The sequence below is a fragment of the Curtobacterium sp. NPDC089185 genome, from assembly GCF_040685235.1.
In the GTDB taxonomy this organism is placed as follows: Bacteria; Actinomycetota; Actinomycetes; order Actinomycetales; family Microbacteriaceae; genus Curtobacterium; species Curtobacterium citri.
The window spans coordinates 1-24,858 of record NZ_JBFBHK010000023.1 but is presented as its reverse complement, the minus strand read 5'-3'; the positions used below and the strand labels follow the sequence as shown (position 1 = coordinate 24,858).

Below are 24,858 nucleotides of genomic sequence, written 5' to 3'. Positions count from 1 at the left end.
TCCAGGCCGGGTCCGAGGTGTCAGGCCTCGACGCGGACGCCCTTGCCCACGACCGTGATGCCCGACTCGGTCACCGTGAAGCCGCGGCCCTCGTCCGTCTCGCGGTCGACGCCGACCTGCGCGCCCGGGGCGATCACCACGTCCTTGTCGAGGATGGCGCGGTTGACGACGGCGCCGGCCCCGATCGAGGCGCGTTCGAACACGATCGAGTCGAGGACCTTCGCGCCCGAGTCGATCCCGCACCAGGGACCGATGACGCTGCGCTCGACCTGGGCGCCGGACAGCAGGCAGCCGAGCGCGACGATCGAGTCGACGGTCGAACCCGTGTTGCCGTTCGCGTCGCGCACGAACTTCGCCGGCGGCAGGTTCGTCTGCTGGTTGAAGATCGGCCAGTCCTGGTTGTACAGGTTGAAGACCGGCACGGGGGCGATGAGGTCCATGTGCGCGTCGAAGAACGAGTCGATCGTGCCGACGTCGCGCCAGTAGTAGCGGTCGCGCTCGTTCGAACCGGGGACGTCGTTGCGCTGCAGGTCGTACACGCCGGCGTCGCCGCGGGACACGAAGTCCGGCACGATGTCGCCGCCCATGTCGTGCGCGCTCGACTCGATCTGGCCGTCGCGGAGCACGGCGTCGACGAGGGCGTCGGCGTCGAAGACGTAGTTGCCCATCGACGCGAGGATCTCGCCGGGGGAGTCCGCGAGGCCGACGGCGTCCTTCGGCTTCTCGAGGAAGGCGTCGATCTTGGTGGGGTCGTCCGGGTCGACCTGGATGACACCGAACTGGTCGGCGAGCCCGATCGGCTGGCGGATCGCCGCGACCGTGGCACTGCGGCCGGAGGCGATGTGGGCCTCGATCATCTGGTGGAAGTCCATGCGGTAGACGTGGTCGGCACCGACCACGACCACGATGTCGGGGCGCTCGTCCCGGAGCAGGTTGAGCGACTGCAGGATGGCGTCCGCCGAACCGGCGAACCACCGCTTGCCGAGTCGCTGCTGCGCCGGCACCGACGCGACGTAGGACCCGAGCAGCCCCTCCATGCGCCAGGTCTCGGCGACGTGGCGGTCGAGACTGTGCGACTTGTACTGCGTCAGGACGACGATCTTCTGCAACCCGGAGTTGACCAGGTTCGAGAGCGCGAAGTCGATGAGGCGGAAGTTCCCACCGAACGGGACAGCGGGCTTCGCGCGGTCGGCCGTGAGCGGCATGAGCCGCTTGCCCTCGCCTCCGGCGAGCACGATGCCGAATACCTTCTTTGGTGCCATGTGGTTCACAGTAGGCGTCCGGACAGTGAACCCGTTACGTTGAGTCCGTGCGAGTCGATCTACTGACCAGGGAGTATCCGCCGGAGGTCTACGGCGGAGCGGGTGTCCACGTGGCCGAGCTCACGGCTGCGCTGCGGTCGGGGACGGACACGGACGTGCGGGTGCGGGCCTTCGGTGGCCACCGCGACGAGCAGGGCGTGACGGCGTACGGCACGCCCGCCGGACTCGAGGGCGCGAACGGCGCCCTGCAGGCGCTGGGCACCGACGTGGCCATCGCCGCCGACGTCGCGGGTGCCGACCTCGTGCACTCGCACACCTGGTACGCGAACGCCGCCGGGCGGATCGCGCAGCTCACGCACGGCATCCCGCACGTGGTGACCGCGCACAGCCTCGAGCCGCTGCGCCCCTGGAAGGCCGAGCAGCTCGGCGGCGGATACCGCCTGTCGAGCTGGATGGAGCGCGAGGCGTTCGAGCAGGCCGACGGCGTCATCGCGGTGTCGAAGGCGATGCGCGCCGACATCCTCCGTTCCTACCCGTCGATCGACCCGGCCAAGGTGCACGTCGTCTACAACGGCATCGACATCGACGAGTGGAAGCCCACCGTCGACGAGGACGCCGTCCGCGCCCTCGGGATCGACCCGACGCGCCGCTCGGTCGTCTTCGTCGGACGCATCACCCGGCAGAAGGGCCTGCCCTACCTGCTGCGCGCCGTGGCGTCCCTGCCGTCGGACGTGCAGATCGTCCTGTGCGCCGGCGCGCCCGACACCCCGGAGATCATGGCCGAGGTCACCGGGCTCGTCGAGTCGCTGCGGCAGCAGCGCGACGGCGTCGTGTGGATCGACCGGATGCTGGCGCACCGCGAGATCGTCAACGTGCTCTCGTCCGGGACGGTCTTCGTCTGCCCGTCGATCTACGAGCCCCTCGGCATCGTGAACCTCGAGGCCATGGCGTGCGGCATCCCCGTGGTCGGCACGCGCACCGGCGGCATCCCCGAGGTCGTGGCCGACGGCCTGACCGGACGCATCGTGCCGATCGACCAGGCGCAGGACGGCACCGGCACGCCGAACGACCCGGACCGGTTCGTCGCGGACCTCGCGGCCGGACTCGAGGAGGTCCTCGCCGACGAGGGGCTCGCGAAGCTCATGGGACGCGCCGGACGCATGCGCGTCGAGAGCGAGTTCACGTGGGACGCGATCGCACGGCGGACACGGCAGGTCTACGACGGGGTGCTCGCCCGGAAGCCGTAGGCTGGGGCCATGCCCTCGGTCGTGCGCTTGTCAGACGTCTCCGTGGTCCGCAACGGGGCCACCATCCTCGACGGGATCTCGTGGGAGGTGCAGGACGACGAACGCTGGGTGGTGCTCGGCGCGAACGGCGCCGGCAAGACGACGCTGCTCCAGGTCGCGGGTGCCCAGACCTTCCCGACGTCGGGTGAGGTCGAGGTGCTCGGCACCGAGCTCGGCGGGGCCGACCTGTTCGAGCTGCGGCCGCGCATCGGCTTCGCGTCGACCGCGCTCGCCCGGCGCATCCCGGTGACCGAGAAGGTCCTCGACGTCGTCCTCACCGCCGCGTACTCCGTCACCGGCCGCTGGAACGAGGAGTACGAGGAGCTCGACGTCCGTCGTGCCCAGCGCGTGCTCGACGAGTGGGGCCTCGGCGACTTCACCGAGCGGACCTTCGGCGAGCTGAGCGACGGCGAGCAGAAGCGGGTGCAGATCGCCCGCGCCGTGATGACCGACCCCGAGGTGCTCTTCCTCGACGAGCCGGCGGCGTCGCTCGACCTCGGCGCCCGCGAGAGCCTCGTCCGGACGCTCGGCGGCTACGCCCAGAGCGGCGACTCGCCGGCGATCGTCATCGTGACCCACCACGTCGAGGAGATCCCCGCCGGCTTCACGCACGCCCTCGTGCTCGCCGACGGCCGCATCCAGGCCGCCGGTCCCGTCGACGAGGTCCTGACCGCCGCCACGCTCTCCGAGGCGTTCGGGATCGAACTGACCGTGTCGAAGGACGCCGGTCGGTACACGGCACGCGCCGTCTGACGCTCCCGATCACGGCCGTCGTCTGGTAACGTGGACGGCTGGCGCACGCCGCAGACTTCCCGCGCGGTGGCCACCCGGGTCCGCCCGGACCGGGCATCCGCGCACCTCCCACCATCTCCAACCGAGGAATCTCCATGAAGACCGACACCCACCCCGAGTACAACGCCATCGTCTTCCGCGACCTGGCCTCCGGTGAGACGTTCCTGACGCGTTCGACCGCGACCAGCGACAAGACCATCGAGCTCGACGGTGCGACCTACCCGGTCATCGACGTCGAGATCTCGTCGGCGTCGCACCCGTTCTACACGGGCAAGCAGCGCATCCTCGACTCGGCCGGTCGCGTCGAGAAGTTCAACCAGCGCTTCAAGGGCTTCAGCAAGTAAGCAGCCCCCGCGCTCGAACGGGCGGTCCTCCTGCGGGAGGACCGCCCGTTCTGCGTCGCGGGCGCGGTGCGGGCGCAGTGCGCCCGGGCGCTGCTTCGTGGTGCGCCGTGCTCCGGCACCACGGAAGGCACGTCGTGCCGTGCGATCGCGTGGTGCGACGTGCCTCCCGTTGTGCGGACGACACGGCAGCGGCGGCCGGGAGGCGCGGTGCCGCCCCGCCACGCCGCTCGCGCGGGCAGGACGCGGCGTCGCCGACGCGCTCAGGCGTTGCGGTGCGGCCAGCGCCCGTCGGCGGTGAAGGACGGGTCGCGCTGCTTGCGCATGTACTCCTGGAACGAGGTCGCCTGGTCGGAGCACCAGCCGACCTGCTTGCGGTGGAGCTCCTCGGCGGAGATGCCGAGCTCCTCCGGGTACTTCGCGGCGAGGGCCTGCGCGACACGTCCGGCCGCGACGGCGTCGGCCTGGGCGTCGTGCGCGTCGGAGAGGGTGACGCCGTAGAGCTCCGACGCCGCCTCGAGCGTCCGCTTGCCCTTCCGGTACGTGTCGAGCGCCTTGTCCATCACGAGCGGGTCCACGACGTTGCCGATGACGGGGGAGGCGAAGCCGTGCCGCTTGGCCTCGCGGTCGAGCACGGTGAGGTCGTACGGGGCGTTGTAGATGACGAGCGGGATCCCGCGGGCGAACACGGCCTCGACCGCGGCGATGACCTCGGCGACGACCTCGCTCGCGGGACGCCCCTCGGCCTGGGCACGCTCGGTCGTGTAGCCGTGCACGGCCGCGGCTCCCTCGGGGATCGCGATGCCCGGGTCGGCGACCCACGCACCGCCGACGATGGAGCGGCCCGTCATGTCGATCAGGCCGACGTGCGCGGTGACGATGCGCGCGGTCTCGACGTCGACGCCGGTGGTCTCGAGGTCGAACACGCCGAGGGCGTGCCACCACGGGCGTCCGCTGAGGTCCTGCATCCCGGGGGAGGCCGGTGCGGGCGTGTCGAGCGTGGTTCCGGTGTACGTCACGTCCCGAGGCTAACGGGACGCACCGACACGGTCCACGCGACCCGCCTCGTCGGCGGTGAGCCGCGCCTCCCGTCCGGACACGACGACCGCGCCGGACGACGCGACCGCCCTACTGGGCGACCGGCCGCCCGACGTGCAGCCAGTAGAAGGACTGCGTCCCCATCGTCAGCGTGACGGTCCCGTCCTCGTCGAACGACGGGAAGGACCCGCCGCCGAACAGGTCGTACAGCGGCCGACCGGCGAACTCCGGCGCCGTGATCGTGACCGACGTCGGGTTCGTGGCGAACGAGAACACGCAGAGGACGTCCTCGGCGGACGGACCGAACTGCTGCCCGGACCCCTCCCACGAGCGCACGAACGCCAGCACCGAGTCGTTGTCGGTGTCCTGCACCTGCAGCGATCCCATGCCGAAGACCGGGTGCGCCTTGCGGACGTGGATCACGTTGCGGACCCAGTGCAGCAGGGACCGGGACTGGGCGAGCTGCGCCTCGACGTTCACCTGCGCGTAGTTGTAGACGAGCGACTGCACGACGGGCAGGTAGAGCTTGCCCGGGTCCGCGGTCGAGAAGCCCGCGTTGCGGTCCGGCGTCCACTGCATCGGCGTGCGCGAGGAGTCGCGGTCCGGCAGCCAGATGTTGTCGCCCATGCCGATCTCGTCCCCGTAGTAGAGGAACGGCGACCCGGGCAACGAGAACAGCAGGGCGTGGATGAGCTCGAGCTCGGCGCGGGAGTTGTCGAGCAGCGGTGCGAGGCGACGGCGGATGCCGATGTTCGACCGCATGCGCGGGTCGTAGCCGTACCAGCCGTACATCGCCTGCCGGTACTCCTCGCTCACCATCTCGAGCGTCAGCTCGTCGTGGTTGCGGAGGAAGACGCCCCACGCGGCCTTCTCGGGCACGTCGAGGGTCTCGGACAGGATCGCCTTGAGCTCGGCGGCGTGCTGGGCGCGGAGCGAGTAGAAGATGCGCGGCATCACCGGGAAGTCGAACGCCATGTGGCACTCGGGCTCCTCGTCGGTACCGAAGAACGCCGCCGTCTCGCGCGGCCACTGGTTCGCCTCGGCGAGCAGGACGCGACCGGGGTACTCGTCGTCGACCATCGACCGGAGCTTCTTGATGAACTCGTGGGTCTCCGGCTCGCCCTCGCCGTTGCCCTCCTCGGACTCAAAGAGGTACGGGATGGCGTCGAGCCGCAGCCCGTCGACGCCGAGGTCGAGCCAGTGCCGGACGACGTCGTACACGGCCTCGACCACGGCCGGGTTCTCGAAGTTGAGGTCGGGCTGGTGCGAGAAGAACCGGTGGAAGAAGAACTGCCGGCGCACCGGGTCGAACGTCCAGTTCGACTCCTCGGTGTCGACGAAGATGATGCGGATGTTCTCGTAGTGCTCGTCGGTGTCGCGCCACACGTAGAAGTCGCCGTAGGGGCCGTCCGGGTCCTCGCGGGACTGCTGGAACCACTCGTGCTGGTCCGAGGTGTGGTTGATCACCATGTCGATCACGATGCGCATGTTGCGCTCGTGCGACTTCGTGACGAGTTCGCGGAAGTCGTCGAGCGTGCCGAACTCCGGCAGGATCGCGCGGTAGTCCGAGATGTCGTACCCGCCGTCGCGCATCGGCGACTGGAAGAACGGCGGCAGCCAGATGGCGTCGACGCCGAGCCACTGGAGGTAGTCGAGCTTGCCGATGACGCCCTGGATGTCCCCGATGCCGTCGCCGTTCGAGTCGACGAACGAGCGGATCATGCACTCGTAGAAGACCGAACGCTTGTACCACTGCGGGTCCAGCGTGAGTCCGGGCAGCTGGATCGGGGCCGTGAAGGTCAAGCGTGCTCCTCAGTCGTCGGCGGGCCGGTGGCGTGGCCCGACCCGACCAACAGTAGGCGCGTCCCGCTGCTGCTGTCCGCGGGTTGCGGTCACGACCGCGCCGCGTGGCCGGACGGGAGGCACACCCTCCTCCACAGGGCGCCTCCCGCCCGTCGTCCACCGCCGGGCGCGGAGTGCCCGCCGCCGCGGTGCGGCTTCGTAGACTGGCCGCGATGCAACCACCCGTGATCTCCCCGTACCAGTCGCTCGTGGCCGCGACCCCGGTCGTGCACCGCGCCGTCGCGGTCGACGGCCGCACGACCCACTACTGGGAGTACGGCCCCGCCGACGCCACCGCGACGGTGCTGGCGGTGCACGGGTTCCGCGGCGACCACCACGGGCTCGAGACGATCGCGGCACACCTCCGCGGAGTGCGGGTCATCGTGCCCGACCTGCCCGGCTTCGGCGTCTCGGACCCGCTCCCGGTGTCGGACATCGGTGCCTACGTCGACTGGCTCACCGGGTTCCACCGCGCCCTCGGACTCGGCGTCGACACCGTCGTGCTCGGGCACTCGTTCGGGTCGATCGTGACCGCGGCGACCGTCGCCGCCGGACTCGCGACCCGGCTGCTCGTGCTCGTGAACCCGATCGCCGCCCCGGCACTGCAGGGCCCCCGGGGCGTCGCGACCGCCATCGCGGTCGGCTACTACCGCGCCGGGGCCGTGCTGCCCCGCCCGCTCGGCCTCGGACTGCTCCGGAACCCGGCCATCGTGCGGGGCATGAGCGTCGCGATGCTCAAGACGCGTGACCGCGACACGCGCCGGTGGGTGCACGACCAGCACGACCGGTACTTCTCGGCCTTCGCCGACCGGACGAGCGTGCTCGAGGCGTTCCGGACCTCCGTGTCGCACGACGTGTCCGAGTACGCGGACCGGATCGACGTGCCGGTGCTGCTCGTCGCGGCCGAGCACGACGACATCACGGCGGTGCCGGCGCAGCGCCGACTGGCTGAGCGGCTGGCGGACGCCGAGCTCGTCGTGGTGCCCGGCGTGGGGCACCTGGTGCACTACGAGACGCCCGGAGCAGCGGCCGACGCCGTGCTCCGGCGGATGGCGGACACGCCCGCGAAGCGTTCGGCGCGCGGCGGTGCGAAGCGGTCGACGACCGGACGGGCATCCGCGAAGGCGTCGCCACCGAAGCCGACGCCACCGCAGGACGGGCCGACCGGGGAGACGGCGTCGTGAGGCGACTCCGGATCGGGATCGACTGCCGCTACGTCCGCATCGGGCGACACGACGGCATCAGCCGGTTCACCGCCGGGATCGTCGCGCACCTGCCCGACCGGCACGACCACGTCCTCCTGGTGCACGACGAGCGCCAGCTCGACCAGCTGCCCGCCGGCATCCCGTGGGAGCGCATCCCGCCGCCGACCGACGCGGGGGAGCCGCTGGTCGCCCGACGGGTGTCACGGCTCGGGCTCGACGCCGTGTTCTCGCCGATGCAGACGATGGGGTCCCGCGGCCGTCGCTACGCGCTCGTGCTCACGCTCCACGACCTCATCTACTACCGGAACCGCACGCCACCGCGCGAGTTCTCGTGGCCGATCCGGCTCGGCTGGCGGCTCTTCCACCTGAGCTGGGCGCCGCAGCGGTTCCTGCTGAACGGGGCCGACGGCGTCGTCACGGTGTCGGAGACGACCGCACGCCTTATCGAGGCGCACCGGCTGACGAGCCGACCGGTCACGGTGGCGTACAACGCCGCCGACCCGGCCGAACCGCGCGACCCCGCCGCGGGACGCGAGCGCTCCCTCGTCTACATGGGCTCGTTCATGCCGTACAAGAACGTCGAGACGCTCGCCGCGGCGCTCCCGCTCCTCGGTCCCGACTGGACGCTGCACTGCATGTCCCGGGTGAGCGACGCCGACCGCCGTCGGCTCGAGCGTCTGGCCCCGGAGGGCGCCGTGGTCTTCCACGACGGGGCGTCGGACGACGAGTACCTCGCGGCGCTGCGGACGGCGACGGCACTCGTCACGGCCTCGTACGACGAGGGCTTCGGCATCCCGCTGGTCGAGGCCATGGGGGTCGGGACGCCGGTCGTCGTCAGCGACGTGCCCATCTTCCGGGAGATCGGCGGGGACGCGGCCGAGTACTTCGACCCGTCGTCACCCGCCGCGGTCGCCGCGGCCGTCCGCCGCGTCGAGGAACGCTGGGACGACGCGTCGCGGGCGTCGATCGCGCGCGCCGCACGGTTCCGGTGGCAGGACTCGGCGGAGCAGGTCGTGCGCGCGGTGGAACGCGCCGTGACGGACCGCGAGCGGCGCTGACGGACCGCGAGCGGCGCTGACCGAGCGCGGTCGGTACTGACCGGCCGCGGCACCGGACCGCGGCCGGAGCACATCGACGGTGTGCGCCGCTGTCTCAGGACGGCCGCGCGGAGCCGATCGTCGCCCCCGGGAACACCCGGTGCGTCCGGTCCGTCGCCACGTCGACGATCGCCGCGAGGGCGACGCCCCTCCCGACCGTCAGCACCACGACGTGCTGGTCGGCCGGTTCGTCCGACGGGCCGTCCGGACCCCAGGAGCAGGACACCCCGACCACGCCGCCGATCGTCCCGACGGTCCGCGCGAGGTCGAGGCGCCGGACGGAGGTGGCGGCGTCGTTCGAGACCCCGACGCGCAGCCCGTCGAAGCGGGCCTCGACGCCGACGCGCACACCGTTCCCGTCCGCGGCCGCGACCGCTGCGCTGAGGGCACGCACGAGGTCCGTCTGCTCGCCGTGCGACAGACCACCGTCCGCCACCACGACGGCGGACACGTCCCAGCTCGCGAAGGAGCGCTTCTCGGTCGCTCCGTCCTGCACGGACGCGACGCCGTCGACGTCGGTGGCGAGCGTCCGCAGCCGGTCGAGGGCTGCGTCGGGCTGCGGGAAGATCCCACCGACGCCGTTCTGGATGCTCCCGATGATGGTGGAGAGCACGAGGACCAGGACGACCCCGGTGACGGCGGCGGCCAGGGCGATGACCGATACGCTCCGGACCCGTCGGGCGACCGGGGGACGGGTCACCGATGCCGTGTCCGGTCCGAACGCGCGGTCGAGGTCGTCCGGGTCGTCCCCGGGTCCCGTCGGTTGTGTCGTCATCGCCTCCCCCTCCGAGCACGCTGGCCGTCCGATCGTGGATCGGAGCCTAGCGGCGGGCAGGGACAGTGGCGCTCAGCGCCGTCCGGACAGCGACGGGAGTCGCTCAGCGGCGCTCGAGCGGGTTCTGCTCCACGAACGACTCGTCGCCGGTCTGCTCGGAGACCTCGTCGAGCGGGTCGTCGAACCGGACGAGCTCGGCACGGAAGCGCTCGGGGTCCCAGCGGAAGGAGTGCACCGACCCGTTCCGGATCGGCGTGGACCAGCGCTCGGCGGTCCCGGGGGCCGCGGCGTTGACGACGCTCCGGATCACCGCGCCGTGCGTGGCCACCACCACCGACCCGGCGTCGAAGCGGACGGCGATCTCGGCGAGGGTCTCGGTCGCCCGCGCGAGGAGTGCGGCGCGGGACTCGCGCCCGGGCACGTCGTCGTTCGGGTAGCGCTCGGTCACCTCGGTGTCGGTGAGCCCCTCGGCCTCGCCGTAGGACCGTTCCGCGAGTCCCGGGTAGGTGGCGGGCTCCGGCAGGCCGAGGTGGCGGGCGATGATCGCGCCCGTCTCGGAGGCCCGGGAGAGCGGGGACGCGACGACGGCGTCGAAGCGCCGCCGTCCGAGCAGGAGCGCCGTGGCGGCGGCCTGCGACCGGCCGGTGTCGTTGAGGGGGATGTCGGTCGAGCCCTGGATGCGGCGCTGCGCGTTCCAGTCGGTCTCGCCGTGCCGGACCAGGGTGAGGAGCGTCGTCACCGGTCGATCATCGCAGACGGCCCGGAGGACGGGTCCGTCGTGTCCGGTCGGCTCGCCGCGGGCAGGAGCCGCGCGGCCAGGGCCTCGAGCGTCTCGGTCGTGCCGGCGTCGATCTTGGCGACGGCCCGACGGTCGCTCCGCGTCGCGCCGCGGTTGACGATGACGACGGGGCGCTTCCGCCGGGTGGCGTGGTCGACGAGCCGGACGCCGGAGTTGACGGTGAGCGAGGACCCGACGACGAGCAGGGCGTCGGCGTCGGCGACGATCGACACCGCCTCGCGGAACTTCTCGGCCGGCACGAACTCGCCGAAGAAGACGACGTCGGGCTTGAGCACGCCGCCGCACACCGAGCAGTCGGGCACCCGGAACCGCTCCACGTCGGTGATCTCGACGTCACCGTCCGGCTGCAGCTGGACGGTGCCGGGCTCGTCGATCCACGGGTTGTCCCGGTCGAGGACGGCCGCGAGGTCGGCGCGGGAGAACACCTGCCCGCAGGTCAGGCACACCGCGCGGTCCATGGAGCCGTGCACCTCGACGACCCGGCGCGACCCGGCACGCAGGTGCAGGCCGTCGACGTTCTGCGTGACCACGCCGCCGACGACCCCGGCGTCCTCGAGCGCCGCGAGCGCCCGGTGACCGGCGTTCGGGCGCGCCGCCGCGAAGGTCCGCCAGCCGAGGTGCGACCCGGCCCAGTACCGCTGCCGCTTGGCGGGGTCGGCACGGAACTCCTGGAACGTCATCGGCTTCCGCACGACGCGGCCGGCGCCGCGGTAGTCGGGGATGCCCGAGTCGGTGCTCAGTCCGGCTCCGGACAGCACGGCGATCCGCTTGCCCGCCAGGAGCTCCACGACGCGGTCGAGCTCGTCCTGCATCGGGTCGGTCAGCACGTCGTCCACGGTACCCTCAACAGCCGAACGCCCAGCCGCCTTCCCACGAAACGAGCCCCGTGCACCCCGTCCGCATCGACTCCCTCGACGACCCCCGTCTCGACGACTTCGCCCGGCTCACCGACGTCGCGCTCCGCCGGGTGACCGAACCCGAGGGCGGCCTGTACATCGCCGAGTCGAACACGGTCATCGAGCGGGCGGTCCGGGCCGGCCACGTGCCGCGCAGCGTCATCGTGCAGGAGAAGTGGCTCGACAGCGTCCTGCCGCTCGTCGCCGACCACGACGGACCGGTGTTCGTCGGCCCGGACGCGCTGCTCGAGGAGCTCACCGGGTTCCGGATGCACCGGGGTGCCCTCGCGGCGATGCACCGCCCGGTCCTGCCGTCCGTCGCCGACGTCGTGCGCGACGCCCGGGTCGTCGTCGTGCTCGAGGACGTCGTCGACCACACCAACGTCGGCGCGGTGTTCCGGAGCGTCGCCGGCCTCGGCGCCGACGCCGTGCTCGTCAGCCCGCGCTGCGCGGACCCGCTGTACCGCCGGAGCGTCCGGGTGAGCATGGGCACCGTGCTGCAGGTCCCGTGGACGCGCATCGGCGAGTGGCCGGCCGCCGGCGAGGAACTCCGGGCACAGGGCTTCCACCTCGCCGCGATGGCGCTCACGGACCGCTCGGTCGACCTCGACGCGTTCGTCGCCGACGTGCCGGAGCGGGTCGCGCTCGTGATGGGCACCGAGGGTCAGGGGCTCACCGACGCCGCGATCGCGTCCGCCGACACGACGGTCCGCATCCCGATGGCGCACGGCGTCGACTCGCTCAACGTCGCGGCCGCGAGCGCGGTCGGGCTCTGGGCGGTCACGCACGCGCAGCGCGCGGCGCGGCCCGCGGCCGGCTGACCTCGGCACTCACGCCGTGACGGCCGGGAGGCCCGCCCCCACCCCGTCGGACGTCCAGCGTGCTGCCGTGGTCACCAGGGCACGGTCCGTCCCGGCCCCGCCGGTCAGGCAGAGCCCGACGGGTGCCCCGCCCACCGTGAGCGCGGGGACGCTGAGCGACGGGACGCCGCCGACGCTCGCGAGCGCGGTCATGGTGGTCGTCGCGGTGCGGACGCGTTCGAGCTCGGCCGTGTCCGAGGCGAGCGCCGGCGCCGGACCCGGTGCCGTGGGCGTCACGAGCAGCCGGCCGACGAGCGCCGTCCGGACCGCGGCACGGACGCCGTCGAGGCGGGCGCGTGCCTCGGCGACGGCTGCCGGGGGGTTCGCGGCCGCCGCGGCGAACCGGGCACCGACGACGGCACCGAGCGCTCCCGGGTGCGCGGCGATCCACGGACCGTGGACCGCGGTCGCCTCGGCGCCCTGCACGAGCCGGAGGAGTTCGCGCAGGTCCTCGAGCGGCGGGAGGCCGAGGTCGTCGAGCGTGACGACGGGCAGGTCCCTGACGGCGTCCCCGAAGGCCTCCCGGGTCGCCGGGTCCGCGGCGGCGACGAGCTCGGCGAGCACCACCGGTGTACCGGCGTCGGCGGTCGGCGACCGATCGGGGACCGAGGCGTCCAGGGCGCGGAGCAGCGTCGTGGCGTCCCGGGTGAGCCAGCCGACGGTGTCGAACGACGGCGCGAGCGGCAGCAGCCCCGCACGGTCGACGAGACCGTGGGTGGTCCGGAGGCCCCAGAGGCCCTGGTAGGACGCGGGGATCCGCAGTGAACCTGCGGTGTCCGTGCCGAGGCCCACGTCCGCCGTCCCGGAACCGACGGCCGACGCGCAGCCGCTGGACGAGCCTCCCGGCAGGGCGGACGGGACTGCGGCGTTCGGCGGCGTGCCGTGGTGCTCGTTCCGTCCGGTGAGCGCGTAGGCGAACTCGTCGGTGCGCGCGATCCCGCGCACCGACGCCCCGGCGGCGAGGAGCGCTGCGACCGCCGTGGCGGAGGTGGCGGCGGGCGTCGACTCCTCGAGGAAGGTCGGGTTGCCCGCGCCGGTCCGGTGCCCGGCGACCGCGTAGAGGTCCTTGACCGCGACGGTGGCACCGTCGAGCGTGCCGCTGCCCGTCGGGCCCAGGAGCGGGTCGCCGACGACGCGCCAGACGGTCGTGTCGAGGGCTCGGGGACGGCCGGTGACGTGCGCCGCGGCGATCCGCCACGTGTCGGCGTCGCGCTGCCACAGCTGCGTCTGCAGACCGGAGCCACCGGCGTGCGAGGTCGAGACCGAGACGACCAGCGCCAGGTCGTCGGTGAGCGGCCGGACCTCGACGCGGGTGAGGCTCCGTGGGGCGATCCCGCCGCGGGCCCCGCGGAAGGCGCTGATCGCGGCGTGCCCGACCAGGAGGCCGCGGTCGTCGCCGCGCATCGTGTCGGGGGAGCGGACGAAGGCGTCGTCGAGGGTGGGCAGGTCGTCGGCGGCGAGGGCGCGCTCGTAGGCGTCGAGCGCCGCGAGGAGCCCGTCCGGCGCGGCGGCCGAGGCGTCCGGCGCCGGCGTCGAACCGTCGGGCGCCGGCGTCGAGGCGGTCACCGGACGTCCGCGAAGTCGGCCTTGCGGATCCGGGCGTGGGCGCCGGTGACGAGGTCGACGACCTGGGAGACGTCGAAGTCCGTCGCGGCGCTGAGGTACGCGTACGCCAGGTGCGGTTCCATGCCGTACCGCGCCCCGAGGATCGCGATCGCGTGTCGGACGCAGGCGCGGACGGCCTCGTCGAGGTCGGGGTCGAGCCCGGTCGGCACGAGGTGCTCCTGCGTCTCGACGAGTGGCCACACCAGCTCGCCGAACCACTGCGCCGCCTCGGCGGCCGGCGTCACGTCGAACCGGATCGTCGCCCGGAGCGACGCCTCCATCGCGGTGAGCGCCACCTCGCCGTCGCCCTGCGCGAAGTGCGGGTCCCCGACGTAGGCGAGCGCGCCGGGCACGAGCACCGGGAGGTGGAGCTGCGCGCCCACCTGCAGGAGGTTGACGTCGAGGTTCCCGCCGTGCCGCCCCGGTGGGACCGAGTGCAGGCGCTCACCGGGGGTCGCGACGCCCATGATGCCGAGGAACGGTGCGAGTGGGAAGTGCGCGGCGCGGTCGCCGCCCTCGGTGAGCGGGATGCGTCCGCGCGGGCCGTCGGCGCCGGGGACGCGGTCGGCGGGGACCACCTCGGCGAACACGCTGACCGTGCGGCCGTCGACGGGGTACTCGCCGTGCAGGGCACCGCGGCCGTGCCGGTTCGACACGACCCCGTACGGCACGCGCGGCAGGGTCTCGAGCACGGTCATGGTGAGCACGTCGCCGGGCTCGGCCCCCTCGACGGCGATCGGCCCGGTCACGACGTGCGGACCGTCGGCCTCGGGGTCGCGCCGTCCGGCACGGGCGATCGCCACGGCGTCCTCGAGCACGTGCTCGCGGGGGACGCCGTGGCGTGCGAAGAAGGCCACCGGGTCGCTGCCCTGGTCGGGGAGGATCCCCTCGTGGCTGACGGTGTCGACGGTGACGTCGTCGCCGGACGCCACGGTGAGCACCGGCCGGTCGTCGGCGTTCGGCAACCGACCCCACAGGACCTCGTCCGCCACCGCCGGCAGGTACCGGGCGGACCGGACCGGGCCGGACCCGGGGTGGAGCACCGGGAGACCGGTGGGGGCGGCAGGGGCGGTGTCGACGTCCGGGGTGGTTCCGTGGAGCATGGTCAGCACGCTAGGGCCGACGGCACCGGCGTCGTGGCCCGGACGCCGATGTTTTACGTGTTCGTCACACGGGGTCACCTCGCGCGTCCAGCCGAGCCCGCGGGACCGCCGACTACGCTGTGGTGCCGTGCCACGAGTCGTCCGCAGCCCCCGATCCGCCGTCCGGAGGCCCCTGACGATCGGCGTCGTCGTCGTGCTCCTGCTGGCTGTCGGCTACCTGGTGGCCGCGGCCGTCGTGCCGTTCGCCCCGGCGAGCGCCACCACCGCCCGGTACGTGCCGCCGACGTCGACGCTGCCGGAGCTCCGCTTCCCGGGCTACGGAGCGACCGCCGTCCAGGCCACCGGATTCCCGGAGAGCCTCCGGACGAGCGGGGACACGGATCCCCGGTCGATCGCGAGCATCACGAAGGTCGTGACCGCGCTCGTCGTGCTCGACGAGAAGCCCCTCGAGGTCGGGCAGGCGGGTCCGTCCATCCGGTTCGACGCCGAGATGCAGGCCCTCTACGCGACCTACCTCGCGAAGAACGGCGAGGTCGCGCCGATGCCGGACGGCCTGCGGCTGTCCGAGTACCAGACCATGCAGGTCATGCTGATGAAGTCGGCGAACAACTACGCCGGGTCCCTCGCGCTGTGGGCGTTCGGTTCGATGGGCGCCTACGAGCGCGCGGCCGCGGCCTGGCTCGACGAGCACGACCTCGACCACACCAGCATCCACGAGCCGACCGGCCTCGACCCCGCGAACCGGTCGACCGCGACGGACCTCGTCCGGCTCGGGCAGCTGGCCCTGGCGGACCCGGTGGTCAAGGAGATCGTCGGGACGGAGCAGGTCACCGTGCCCGGTGCCGGCGAGATCGAGAACTCGAACAAGCTCCTCGGCCTGGACGGCATCGAGGGGATCAAGACCGGCACGCTCGACGAGGCCGGTGCCTGCCTGCTCTTCGCGGCGACCTACGAGCGCGGCGGTCGGTCGGTGACGGTCGTCGGCGTGATGCTCGGCGGCGTCGACCACGATGCGCTCGACGTCGACGTGCAGCGGCTGCTGCGGTCGGTCGCCGACAACTTCCAGGTCGTGACGCTCACGCACGCCGGGCAGACGTTCGGGACCTTCTCGACCCCCTGGCGCGACGAGGCCGACGCCGTCGCCGCGGAGCCGGCCGAGGTGCTCGTCTGGGGCACGACGGCCGTCACCGCGAAGACCCGCCTGCAGCGGATCACCTTCGGCGAGCGCGGCGAGCGCGTCGGCGCGGTCCGCTTCACGATCGAGCACCACGACGCGGTGACCGTGCCGCTGGTGCTCGAACGGTCCATCGAGGACCCCGGCGTCTGGTGGCGGTGGACGAACCCGTTCCAGGGCGTGGACGCCGCCGCCGCGTAGTGTCGGCGGCGTGACGACGACGTTCCCCCGCAGCACCCCGTCCGCCCTCGGCATCGACGCACGCGGGGTCGCCGCGTTCCTCGACGCCCTCGAGTCCACGCCGGACGTCGAACCGCACAGCATCGTGCTGCTCCGCCACGGCCGGCTCGCGGCATCGGGCTGGTGGGCGCCGTACGCCGCCGACCGCGTGCACCTGCTCTACTCGCTGAGCAAGAGCTTCACGGCCGCGGCCGTCGGGATCGCGGTCCGTCAGGGCCTGGTCGACCTCGACGCGACCGTCCTGTCGTACTTCCCCGAGCTCGACGCCGACGTGACGGACGAGCGGAGTCGTCGGATGCTCGTCCGGCACCTCCTCGCCATGGCGAGCGGTCACCGCGAGGAGACCCTCGAGCGGGCACGGGCAGCCGACCCGGCAGACCTCGTGCGCGGCTTCCTGCTGACCCCGCCGGACGAGGAGCCCGGCACGGTCTTCGCCTACAACCAGCCGTGCACCTACACGCTCGGCGCGATAGTCCGGCGCGTCACCGGTGGCTCGCTCGTCGAGTGGCTCCGGCCGCGCCTGCTCGACCCGCTCGGCATCGACGACCTCGCCTGGACGCGCGACGGGACCGGCGCGGAACTCGGCTTCAGCGGCTGCCACGCCCCGACGTCGGCCGTCGCAGCACTCGGCCAGCTGTACCTGCAGCGCGGCGTGTGGGACGGCGAGCGGATCCTCGACGAGGACTGGGTCGAGGCCGCGACGACCGCGCAGGTCGCCAACCCCGACGAGGAGAACGTCGACTGGCGGCAGGGCTACGGCTTCCAGTTCTGGATGGCACGCCACGGCTTCCGTGGCGACGGCGCCTACGGCCAGTTCTGCGTCGTCCTGCCGGAGCAGGACGTCGTCCTCGCGCTCACCGGGCAGAGCCTCGACATGCAGGCCGTCCTCGATGCGACCTGGCAGCACCTGCTCCCCGCGATCGACGGTCCGGTGGACACGGGCGCGGACACGGGCGCGGACGCCGGACTGGAGGCGCGGCTCGCCGCCCTGGGACTGCCCCCGGTCGCGGGCGGTCGCCTCACCGACGACGCTGCCGGGTCCTACGAGACGGCCGGTGTCCTCGAGGGCCTCCGGCTCGAGCGGGACGCCGATCGCTGGCGCGTGACCGTCGACGTCGACGGCGGGCTGCTCTCGGTCCCGGTCGGCGAGGGGGAGTGGGCGACCGAGGGGCCCCTGGCGTCGAGCGGGGCGACGGACCCCGACGGCTCGGTGCACCTCGGGGTGCGCTTCGTCGAGACGCCGCACGCCGCGCGCCTCCGCCTGGACCCGGCACGGGGCACGGCGACGGCGGAGTGGGTCACGCAGCCGCTCCACGACGGTCCGCTCACGCTCCGCCGCCCGGCCGACTGAGGACCGCCGGCTGTCGGCGGCGGTCGGCAGCGGTCGGCAGCGGGAGTCAGGGCGTGTCGGAACCGCGCGCGACGACCGGCAGCAGCTCGGGCCGCTTCGGTCGGACGCCGTCGCCCGACGACGTGTGCCGGATGCGCCGCACGACCCAGGGCACGAGGTACTCGCGCGCCCAGCCGAGGTCCTCGACGCGGGCCTCGCGCCACGGCCGGGCCTCGAGCGGCTCCGGGACGAACGGCTCGAGACCGTGGTCGACGTCGAGCGCGTCGAGCACGGCCGCGGCGACGGTCGCGTGCCCGGTCGGGGAGTGGTGCAGGCGGTCCGGTGCCCACATCCGCGGGTCGCGCAGGACCCGCAGCGCCCACATGTCCGCCACGACCGCACCGTGCTTGAGCGCGATCGCGTGCAGGTTCTCGTTGTAGACGGCGGTCTTGCCGCGCACCATGCCGAGGACCGGGGTCATGCCGACGTCCGGGCCGGTGAAGAGCACGACGGTCGCCCCGTCGCTCCGGAGGCGCTCGACCATGCCGTCGAAGCGCTCGGCGAGCTCGTCCGGGTCCGAGCCGGGCCGGATGATGTCGTTGCCGCCCGCCGACACCGTCACGAGGTCCGGGCGGAGGGCGAGGGCGGGCTCGACCTGCTCGTCGACGATCTGCCCGAGCAACCGTCCGCGGATCGCGAGGTTGGCGTAGGCGAGACCGTCGGTGCGGTGGGCGAGCACCTCGGCCACCCGGTCGGCCCAGCCGCGGTTGCCGCCGGGGACGGTCGGGTCCGGGTCCCCGATGCCCTCGGTGAACGAGTCACCGATCGCGACGTACCTGGTCCACGGATGACGATCTGACACCCGTGCGACCGTAGTCTCGTGCCATGACGATGGGCAACACGTCGGCGTGGACGCTGCCGGAGGACCTGCTCGAGCGGATCGCCGGGCGGGCACCGCGGTACGACGCCGAGAACGCCTTCTGCGCCGAGGACCTGGACGAGCTGCGCGCGGCGGGGTGGCTCCGGATCGGGGTGCCCGTCGAGCGGGGCGGCTCCGGGCTCGGCCTCGCCGCGACGGCTGCGCTGCAGCGGCGGCTCGCGCAGGCCGCACCGGCGACCGCGCTCGGACTCGGGATGCACCAGGTCTGGGTGCAGGCGGCGCGCGCGGTCGCCGCGCGGGGTGGGACGTTCCTCCAGACCGTCACCGACCACGCCGCCGACGACCACCTGCTCGCCTTCGGGGTGAGCGAGCCGGGGAACGACGCCGTCCTGTTCGACTCGTCGACGACGGCGGAGCCGGACGGCGACGGCGGCTACCGGTTCACCGGGACGAAGGTCTCGACGTCGCTGGCACCGGCGTGGGACGTGCTGAGCGTCTTCGGCAAGGACACCAGCGGGCCGGAGCCGCGGCTCGTGCACGGCTTCGTGCTCCGCTCCGACGGCGACGTCGAGCACCTCGACGACTGGGACACGCTCGGCATGCGCGCGACGCAGAGCCGGACCACGCGGCTGCACGGCGTGCACGTGCCGGCGGACCGGATCGTGCGGGTGCTGCCGGTCGGACCGACACCGGACCCGCTCGTGTTCGGCGTCTTCGCCGCGTTCGAGCTGCTCGTGGCGTCGGTGTACGTCGGGACCGCGTCGCGCGCGCTGGAGCTCGCCGTCGCGGCGGTCACCGGTCGCCACGACCGGGACGGGGTGCCGCGGTCGCAGGACCCCGACGTCCGCCGCACCGTCGCGGACCTCCGTGGGGCGGTCGACGCGGTGTCCCTCCAGGTGGCGTCGCTGGCACGGTCGGTCGACGAGCAGGACGACCTCGGGGCCCGGTGGTTCCCGCTGCTCGTCGGGACGAAGGCCCGGACGGTCGACACCGCGCAGCACGTCGTGGACGAGGCACTCCGGCTCGCCGGTGGTTCGGCGTACCGGTCGTCGTCCGAGCTCGCGCGGCTCGCACGGGACGTCCGGGCGGGGCAGTACCACCCGTCGACGCGGGACTCCGCGACGCGGACGATCGCCGCGGCGGAGCTCGGCCCGCTGGCGTAGCCCCGGTGCTCCCGCGGCGCGGCGGGCGTCGTTGCACCGGCACGGCACGGCACGCGGTCTGCGACACCGCACGCGTCGATCGACGCGCGTGACGTCGCACCATGCACGTGCAGACGATGTGTACGCAACGATCGACACCGCACGCGTCGATCGACGCGTGGAACGTCGGATGATGCCGACGCACGTGCACCGCCAGCGCGACCGCGTGCGCCACCGCCCGCCGGCGTAGCCCGACGCTGTCGGTGGGGCGTGGCATCATCGCCGGGTGAGCAAGCAGGACGGACGCAACCGACTGGTCTCGGACCGTCCCGTCGACGACCGCACGGCGACGGTCCTGCACGTCGACATGGACGCCTTCTTCGCGTCCGTCGAACTGCTCGACCGACCCGACCTCGTCGGCCTGCCGGTCATCGTCGGGCACGACTCCGACCGCTCGGTCGTCACCGCCGCCACCTACGAGGCCCGGAAGTACGGCGTGAACTCCGCCATGCCGATGGCCGTCGCCAAGCGCCGGTGCCCGAACGCCGTCATCGTCGAACCGCACTTCGAGAAGTACAGCGCGAAGTCCGCCGCGGTCATGCGGGTGTTCGAGCAGTTCACGCCCCGGGTCGAGAAGCTCGGGATCGACGAGGCCTTCCTCGACGTGGCCGGCGCACTGCGGCTCTACGGCACCCCGTGGGAGATCGGTCGGGCGATCCGCGCGGCCGTCCTCGCCGAGACCGGCCTGCACTGCTCGGTGGGCGCCGCGTCCACCAAGTTCGTCGCGAAGCTCGCGTCGAGCCGGTCGAAGCCGGACGGGCTGCTCGTCGTGCCCGCCGAGCACACCGTGGCGTTCCTGCACCCGCAACCGGTGTCCGCGCTCTGGGGGGTCGGCGGCACCACGCAGGAGAAGCTCGAACGCCGGGGCATCCGCACCGTCGGCGACCTCGCGCACACCCCGCTGCCGTCGCTCGTCGCCGCACTCGGGCCGGCCGGTGGCCAGCGCCTGCACGACCTGTCGTGGGGGCGGGACCCGCGCGTGGTCGACACGGGCGTCAGCGAGAAGTCGGTCGGGCACGAGGTCACGTTCGGTCGCGACCTCACCGAGCGCGACGACGTCGCCCGGGAGCTCCTCCGGCTGTCCGACAAGGTCGCCGTGCGCCTGCGCCGGGCCGGCGTGCAGGCCCGCACGGTCGCGCTGAAGGTCCGGTACACCGACTTCTCGACGCTGACCCGCTCCCGCACGCTCGCGGAGCCGACCGACGTCGCCAAGCGCCTGCACCACGAGGCGGTCGAGCTCTACGACGTCCTGCACCGTCCGGGCAACCGGATCCGACTCATCGGCGTCCGCGGGGAGAACCTCGTCCCCGCCGCCGCGAGCAACGCGCTGTGGGACGACGACGCGCCGTGGCGCGAGACCGAGACGACCGTCGACGCGGTCGCCGCACGGTTCGGTGCCGGCGTGCTCCGACCGGCCTCGCTCGTGCGCGGCACGCCCGAGCAGCGCCCACCGCACGCCCGGCAGGACCCGGCGTGACGGTAGGATCTCGTGCAGTGAGCGCAGCGGAGTACGACGACCAGCAGCAGCCCGCGACGCTGTGGGACGAGGGTCCCGGGCGCGGCGCGGACGGTGCCGGACAGCGGTCCGCGGACGGACCGGAGTCGGTCGCCGAGGGCACGGCCCGCCCCCACGACGAGGCCGTGCAGCAGGCGGAGAACGCCGGCAACGCGGCGGCCGAACACCTGTCCCCGGCGTTCCCCGAGCGAGCCGCCTGGGGCACGGCGTCGAAGCTCCGCGCATGGCAGGTCGAGGCGCTGACGAAGTACTTCGAGACCGAGCCGCGCGACTTCCTGGCGGCCGCGACCCCGGGCGCCGGCAAGACCACCTTCGCGCTCCGCCTCGCCACCGAGCTCCTCGCCCGCGGCACGGTCGACCGCATCGTGGTCGTCGCGCCGACCGAGCACCTGAAGCGCCAGTGGGCCGACTCCGCCGACCGGGTGGGCATCCGCATCGACCCGATGTTCAAGAACGGCGACGGCATGTACGGCCGGCACTACCAGGGCGTCGCGATCACGTACGCGCAGGTCGGCATGAACCCCGAGGTGCACCAGAAGATCACCGAGGGCGGCCGCACGCTCGTCATCCTCGACGAGGTCCACCACGGCGGCGACGCGCTCACCTGGGGCGACGGCATCCGCGAGGCGTTCACGAAGGCCACCCGCCGGCTCTCGCTGTCCGGCACGCCCTTCCGCTCCGACACGTCGCCCATCCCGTTCGTGCAGTACGCCCCCGACGAGCAGGGCATCCGCACCTCGATCTCCGACTACAACTACGGCTACGGCCGGGCACTCAAGGACGGCGTCGTCCGCCCGGTGCTGTTCATGGCCTACGCCGGTCAGATGCGCTGGAAGACGCGGATGGGCGACGAGATGTCGGCGTCCCTCGGCGAGCAGGTGACGAAGGACATCACCGCCCAGGCCTGGCGCACGGCCCTGTCGCCCGAGGGCGAGTGGATGCCCGCCGTGCTGTCCGCCGCCGACAAGCGCCTGACCGAGGTGCGCCGCGGGGTGCCGGACGCGGGCGGGCTCGTCATCGCCACCGACACGACCACCGCCCGGGCCTACGCCCGCATCCTGCAGCAGATCACCGGCGAGCGGCCCACGGTCGTGCTGTCGGACGAGGCCGCCGCGTCGAGCCGCATCCAGGCGTACGCCGAGGACACCTCACGCTGGATGGTCGCCGTCCGCATGGTGTCCGAGGGCGTCGACGTCCCGCGGCTCTGCGTCGGCGTGTACGCAACGAGCGCCAGCACGCCGCTGTTCTTCGCGCAGGTGATCGGCCGCTTCGTGCGCGCCCGGCGCCGCGGCGAGACGGCGAGCGTGTTCCTGCCGAGCGTGCCGAACCTCATGGCGCTGGCCGCGTCGCTCGAACTCGAACGGGACCACGCCCTCGACCGGCCGAAGGACGCCGACGACGGGATGTACAACCCCGAGGACGCCATGGTCGCCGAGGCGAACAAGGAGGACCGGGCCTCGGAGAGCCTGCTCGAGGTGCAGCCCTTCGAGGCGCTCGACTCGCAGGCCTCGTTCGACCGGGTGCTCTACGACGGCGGCGAGTTCGGCACCGGGGGAGAGGTCGGCTCGCTCGAGGAGCTCGACTTCATCGGCATCCCGGGGCTCCTCGAGCCCGACCAGGTGCGCGACCTGCTGCGGGCACGCCAGGCGACCCAAGCCAAGCGATCAAAGGGCCGCACGGCGAAGGACGGCCTGCCGAAGCCGAAGGAGGACGCGGACCGGCCGATGTACCAGACGATCAAGGAGCAGCGCACCGAGCTCGCGCGGCTCGTGTCGATCTGGTCGCGCCACTCGAACGAGCCGCACGGCGCGATCCACGCCGAACTCCGACGGATCAGCGGCGGCCCCGCCGTCGCGCAGGCGAGCATCGAGCAGATCCAGAAGCGCATCGACGTGCTGCGCTCCCGCATCGGCGGACGCCGGTAGGCGCGCGACGTGCTCGACCCCGTGGACGACCGCACGTGGTACGTCCGGCGCGACGCCGAGGCGTCACCCGAGGCCATCGTCGACCGGTTCGGCGGCGGCTACCGGCTGCGCGCGTTCTCCCTGACGGAGTCCCGTCGGACGCAGCACGGGGTGTACACCGGTCCCGAACTCGCCGAGACCGCGTGGTGGCGTCTGCGCGACCGCCCGCGCGGCTGATGACACCGGGGGCCAAAGTCCGGTAGACCGGACGCATGGCAGACTCGATCCCTCACGTCCTCGTCCTCGGCGGCGGTTCCGCTGGCTACACCACCGTCAAGCAGCTGCAGAAGCACGCCGCCACCGTGCCGATGCGCATCACGCTCGTGGACCAGAACACGTACTACACGTACCTGCCGTTCCTGCCCGAGGTCGCCGGTGGGCACATCGCCCCGAAGGACGTCACCTTCGAGCTGCGTCGTGCGCTCAAGAAGACCCGCGTCATCCAGGGCAAGGTGACGGGCATCTCGTCGAAGGACAAGACCGTCTCGATCGCCACGGCCGGCGGCGACGACCGCACCCTCGGCTACGACCAGCTCGTCGTCGCGCTCGGGTCGGTCACGCGCACCTTCCCGACCCCGGGCCTCGACGAGGTCGGCGTGGGCTTCAAGACCGTGGAGGAGGCCGCCTACGTCCGTGCGAAGCTGCTCGACAACATCGCGAAGGCCGCGGCGACGCGTGACGAGGACGAGCGTCGTCGCCTGCTCACCAGCATCTTCGTCGGCGGTGGCTACACCGGTGTCGAGGCGATCGGCGAGCTGTTCGACGTGTCGCAGGCCGCCATCGCCACCTACCCGTCGCTCGCCGGCGAGCAGCCGCGCTGGGTCCTCATCGACGCGCTCGACCGCGTCGCCCCGGAGGTCGGCCCCGAGCTGTCGAAGTGGACCCTCGAGTCGCTCCGGGCCCGCGGCATCGACGTCCGCCTGAAGACGACCATGCCGAGCTGCGAGGGCGGCGTCGTCAAGCTCTCCGACGGCGACGAGTTCGCCACCGGTCTGCTCGTCTGGACCGCCGGCGTCAAGCCCAACCCGCTCCTCGACGCGACCGACCTGCCGCGCGGCCCGAAGGGGCACCTCGCCGCGAACGCGAAGCTCCAGGTCGAGGCCGAGGACACGCACGAGGTCGTCCCGGGCGTCTGGGGCCTCGGCGACGTCGCGCAGGTCCCCGACCTGACGGCCGAGAAGCAGCCGGCGTACTACCCGCCGAACGCGCAGAACGCCGTCCGCCAGGCCGTCGTCGCAGCGGACAACGTGGTCGCCTCGATCACGGGCAAGCCGCTCGAGGAGTACCGCCACCCGTCCATCGGCACCGTCGCGTCGTACGGCGTCGGCAAGGGTGCGGCGAACATCAAGGGCGTCAAGATGACGAACCTGCTCGCGTGGCTCGCACACCGCTCGTACCACGTGTACGCGATGCCGACCCTGAACCGGAAGGTTCGGATCGTCATCGGCTGGATCACCGGCGCGGTGTCCGGTCGCGACGCGACCTCGCTCATCAAGGAGACCGACCCGCGACGCAACTTCGTCGAGGCCTCCAAGAGCTGACGTCACCACCTGACGGACGGGAGGCGGGGGGGGGGCGGGGCCCCCCCCCCCCCCCCCGGGGGGGGGGGGGGGGGGTTCCGGGGGGGCCCCCCCCGCAACGGGGCGGGGGA

General features: G+C 73.0%; 22 protein-coding genes. 13 read left to right on the top strand and 9 right to left on the bottom strand.

Translation table 11 applies throughout. The annotated features are described in order from the left end of the window. Positions 1-20: 20 nt before the first annotated feature. Positions 21-1,262 (bottom strand): glucose-1-phosphate adenylyltransferase, encoded by a 1,242-nt coding sequence (locus tag AB0N84_RS15325; protein ID WP_363547886.1) that lies wholly within the window; start codon positions 1,260-1,262, stop codon positions 21-23. Positions 1,263-1,309: 47 nt separating this feature from the next. On the opposite strand from AB0N84_RS15325, the gene glgA reads away from it, so the two are divergent. From glgA to AB0N84_RS15310, 3 genes are all read left to right on the top strand, one after another. Continuing rightward, positions 1,310-2,509: a glycogen synthase gene (gene glgA / locus AB0N84_RS15320; protein WP_182047412.1), complete on the top strand. Its 1,200-nt coding sequence runs from the start codon at positions 1,310-1,312 to the stop codon at positions 2,507-2,509. Positions 2,510-2,518: 9 nt separating this feature from the next. Continuing rightward, the gene (locus AB0N84_RS15315) at positions 2,519-3,301 is read left to right on the top strand and encodes an ABC transporter ATP-binding protein (protein ID WP_182047411.1); all 783 of its coding nucleotides are present in this window, start codon (positions 2,519-2,521) and stop codon (positions 3,299-3,301) included. Between the two features lie 134 nt (positions 3,302-3,435). Next, positions 3,436-3,684 carry a type B 50S ribosomal protein L31 gene (locus tag AB0N84_RS15310; protein WP_022905175.1) on the top strand — a complete coding sequence of 83 codons (249 nt, stop codon included), beginning with the start codon at positions 3,436-3,438 and terminating at the stop codon, positions 3,682-3,684. A 260-nt stretch (positions 3,685-3,944) separates the two neighbouring features. On the opposite strand, the gene AB0N84_RS15305 is transcribed toward AB0N84_RS15310, so the two are convergent. Beyond that, positions 3,945-4,649, bottom strand: a complete 705-nt coding sequence (locus AB0N84_RS15305; RefSeq protein WP_069710851.1) for a 3'-5' exonuclease — start codon at positions 4,647-4,649, stop codon at positions 3,945-3,947. A 160-nt stretch (positions 4,650-4,809) separates the two neighbouring features. Then, entirely contained in the window at positions 4,810-6,522 is a 1,713-nt protein-coding gene (gene treS / locus AB0N84_RS15300) for a maltose alpha-D-glucosyltransferase (protein WP_182047410.1), read from the bottom strand. A 212-nt stretch (positions 6,523-6,734) separates the two neighbouring features. Here treS and AB0N84_RS15295 point away from each other — a divergent pair, with 212 nt between their 5' ends. Both AB0N84_RS15295 and AB0N84_RS15290 read left to right on the top strand, forming a co-directional pair. Then, positions 6,735-7,745: an alpha/beta hydrolase gene (locus tag AB0N84_RS15295; RefSeq protein ID WP_289458794.1), complete on the top strand. Its 1,011-nt coding sequence runs from the start codon at positions 6,735-6,737 to the stop codon at positions 7,743-7,745. Continuing rightward, positions 7,742-8,824 carry a glycosyltransferase family 1 protein gene (locus AB0N84_RS15290; protein WP_363547879.1) on the top strand — a complete coding sequence of 361 codons (1,083 nt, stop codon included), beginning with the start codon at positions 7,742-7,744 and terminating at the stop codon, positions 8,822-8,824. The genes AB0N84_RS15295 and AB0N84_RS15290 overlap by 4 nt, the downstream gene beginning before the upstream one ends. Positions 8,825-8,918: 94 nt before the next feature. Here AB0N84_RS15290 and AB0N84_RS15285 read toward each other — a convergent pair whose 3' ends face one another. From AB0N84_RS15285 to AB0N84_RS15275, 3 genes are all read right to left on the bottom strand, one after another. Continuing rightward, positions 8,919-9,638, bottom strand: coding sequence for a hypothetical protein (locus tag AB0N84_RS15285; protein WP_363547877.1), 720 nt, complete (start codon positions 9,636-9,638; stop codon positions 8,919-8,921). A 103-nt stretch (positions 9,639-9,741) separates the two neighbouring features. Then, positions 9,742-10,377, bottom strand: a complete 636-nt coding sequence (locus tag AB0N84_RS15280; RefSeq protein ID WP_363547874.1) for a histidine phosphatase family protein — start codon at positions 10,375-10,377, stop codon at positions 9,742-9,744. Further along, positions 10,374-11,249, bottom strand: coding sequence for a Sir2 family NAD-dependent protein deacetylase (locus tag AB0N84_RS15275; RefSeq protein ID WP_363547895.1), 876 nt, complete (start codon positions 11,247-11,249; stop codon positions 10,374-10,376). Before AB0N84_RS15275 ends, AB0N84_RS15280 begins: the two co-directional genes overlap by 4 nt. A gap of 74 nt (positions 11,250-11,323) precedes the next feature. On the opposite strand from AB0N84_RS15275, the gene AB0N84_RS15270 reads away from it, so the two are divergent. Continuing rightward, the gene (locus AB0N84_RS15270) at positions 11,324-12,154 is read left to right on the top strand and encodes an RNA methyltransferase (protein WP_182048049.1); all 831 of its coding nucleotides are present in this window, start codon (positions 11,324-11,326) and stop codon (positions 12,152-12,154) included. Positions 12,155-12,163: 9 nt separating this feature from the next. Here AB0N84_RS15270 and AB0N84_RS15265 read toward each other — a convergent pair whose 3' ends face one another. Then, positions 12,164-13,759 (bottom strand): AtzH-like domain-containing protein, encoded by a 1,596-nt coding sequence (locus tag AB0N84_RS15265; RefSeq protein ID WP_363547870.1) that lies wholly within the window; start codon positions 13,757-13,759, stop codon positions 12,164-12,166. Then, positions 13,756-14,901, bottom strand: a complete 1,146-nt coding sequence (locus AB0N84_RS15260) for an acetamidase/formamidase family protein (protein WP_363547868.1) — start codon at positions 14,899-14,901, stop codon at positions 13,756-13,758. The genes AB0N84_RS15265 and AB0N84_RS15260 overlap by 4 nt, the downstream gene beginning before the upstream one ends. 127 nt (positions 14,902-15,028) lie before the next feature. Between AB0N84_RS15260 and AB0N84_RS15255 the strand changes: the two genes are divergently transcribed. Both AB0N84_RS15255 and AB0N84_RS15250 read left to right on the top strand, forming a co-directional pair. Further along, positions 15,029-16,276 carry a D-alanyl-D-alanine carboxypeptidase gene (locus AB0N84_RS15255; protein WP_363547865.1) on the top strand — a complete coding sequence of 416 codons (1,248 nt, stop codon included), beginning with the start codon at positions 15,029-15,031 and terminating at the stop codon, positions 16,274-16,276. Between the two features lie 10 nt (positions 16,277-16,286). After that, positions 16,287-17,666: a serine hydrolase domain-containing protein gene (locus tag AB0N84_RS15250; protein WP_363547862.1), complete on the top strand. Its 1,380-nt coding sequence runs from the start codon at positions 16,287-16,289 to the stop codon at positions 17,664-17,666. 46 nt (positions 17,667-17,712) lie between these two features. Here the strand turns inward: AB0N84_RS15250 and AB0N84_RS15245 are convergent, their stop codons facing one another. Then, positions 17,713-18,507 (bottom strand): SGNH/GDSL hydrolase family protein, encoded by a 795-nt coding sequence (locus tag AB0N84_RS15245; RefSeq protein ID WP_363547859.1) that lies wholly within the window; start codon positions 18,505-18,507, stop codon positions 17,713-17,715. A 23-nt stretch (positions 18,508-18,530) separates the two neighbouring features. Here AB0N84_RS15245 and AB0N84_RS15240 point away from each other — a divergent pair, with 23 nt between their 5' ends. The 5 genes from AB0N84_RS15240 to AB0N84_RS15220 all read left to right on the top strand — a co-directional run bounded on the left by AB0N84_RS15240 (position 18,531) and on the right by AB0N84_RS15220 (position 24,748). Next, on the top strand, positions 18,531-19,688 hold the full coding sequence (locus tag AB0N84_RS15240) for an acyl-CoA dehydrogenase family protein (protein WP_363547856.1): 1,158 nt from the start codon (positions 18,531-18,533) through the stop codon (positions 19,686-19,688). A 265-nt stretch (positions 19,689-19,953) separates the two neighbouring features. Further along, positions 19,954-21,204, top strand: coding sequence for a DNA polymerase IV (gene dinB, locus AB0N84_RS15235; protein WP_069710863.1), 1,251 nt, complete (start codon positions 19,954-19,956; stop codon positions 21,202-21,204). A 164-nt stretch (positions 21,205-21,368) separates the two neighbouring features. Next, positions 21,369-23,168, top strand: coding sequence for a DEAD/DEAH box helicase (locus AB0N84_RS15230; protein WP_182047948.1), 1,800 nt, complete (start codon positions 21,369-21,371; stop codon positions 23,166-23,168). Positions 23,169-23,177: 9 nt separating this feature from the next. Beyond that, entirely contained in the window at positions 23,178-23,384 is a 207-nt protein-coding gene (locus AB0N84_RS15225) for a hypothetical protein (RefSeq protein WP_069710864.1), read from the top strand. A gap of 35 nt (positions 23,385-23,419) precedes the next feature. Continuing rightward, positions 23,420-24,748, top strand: a complete 1,329-nt coding sequence (locus AB0N84_RS15220; protein ID WP_069710865.1) for an FAD-dependent oxidoreductase — start codon at positions 23,420-23,422, stop codon at positions 24,746-24,748. Positions 24,749-24,858 lie beyond the last annotated feature (110 nt).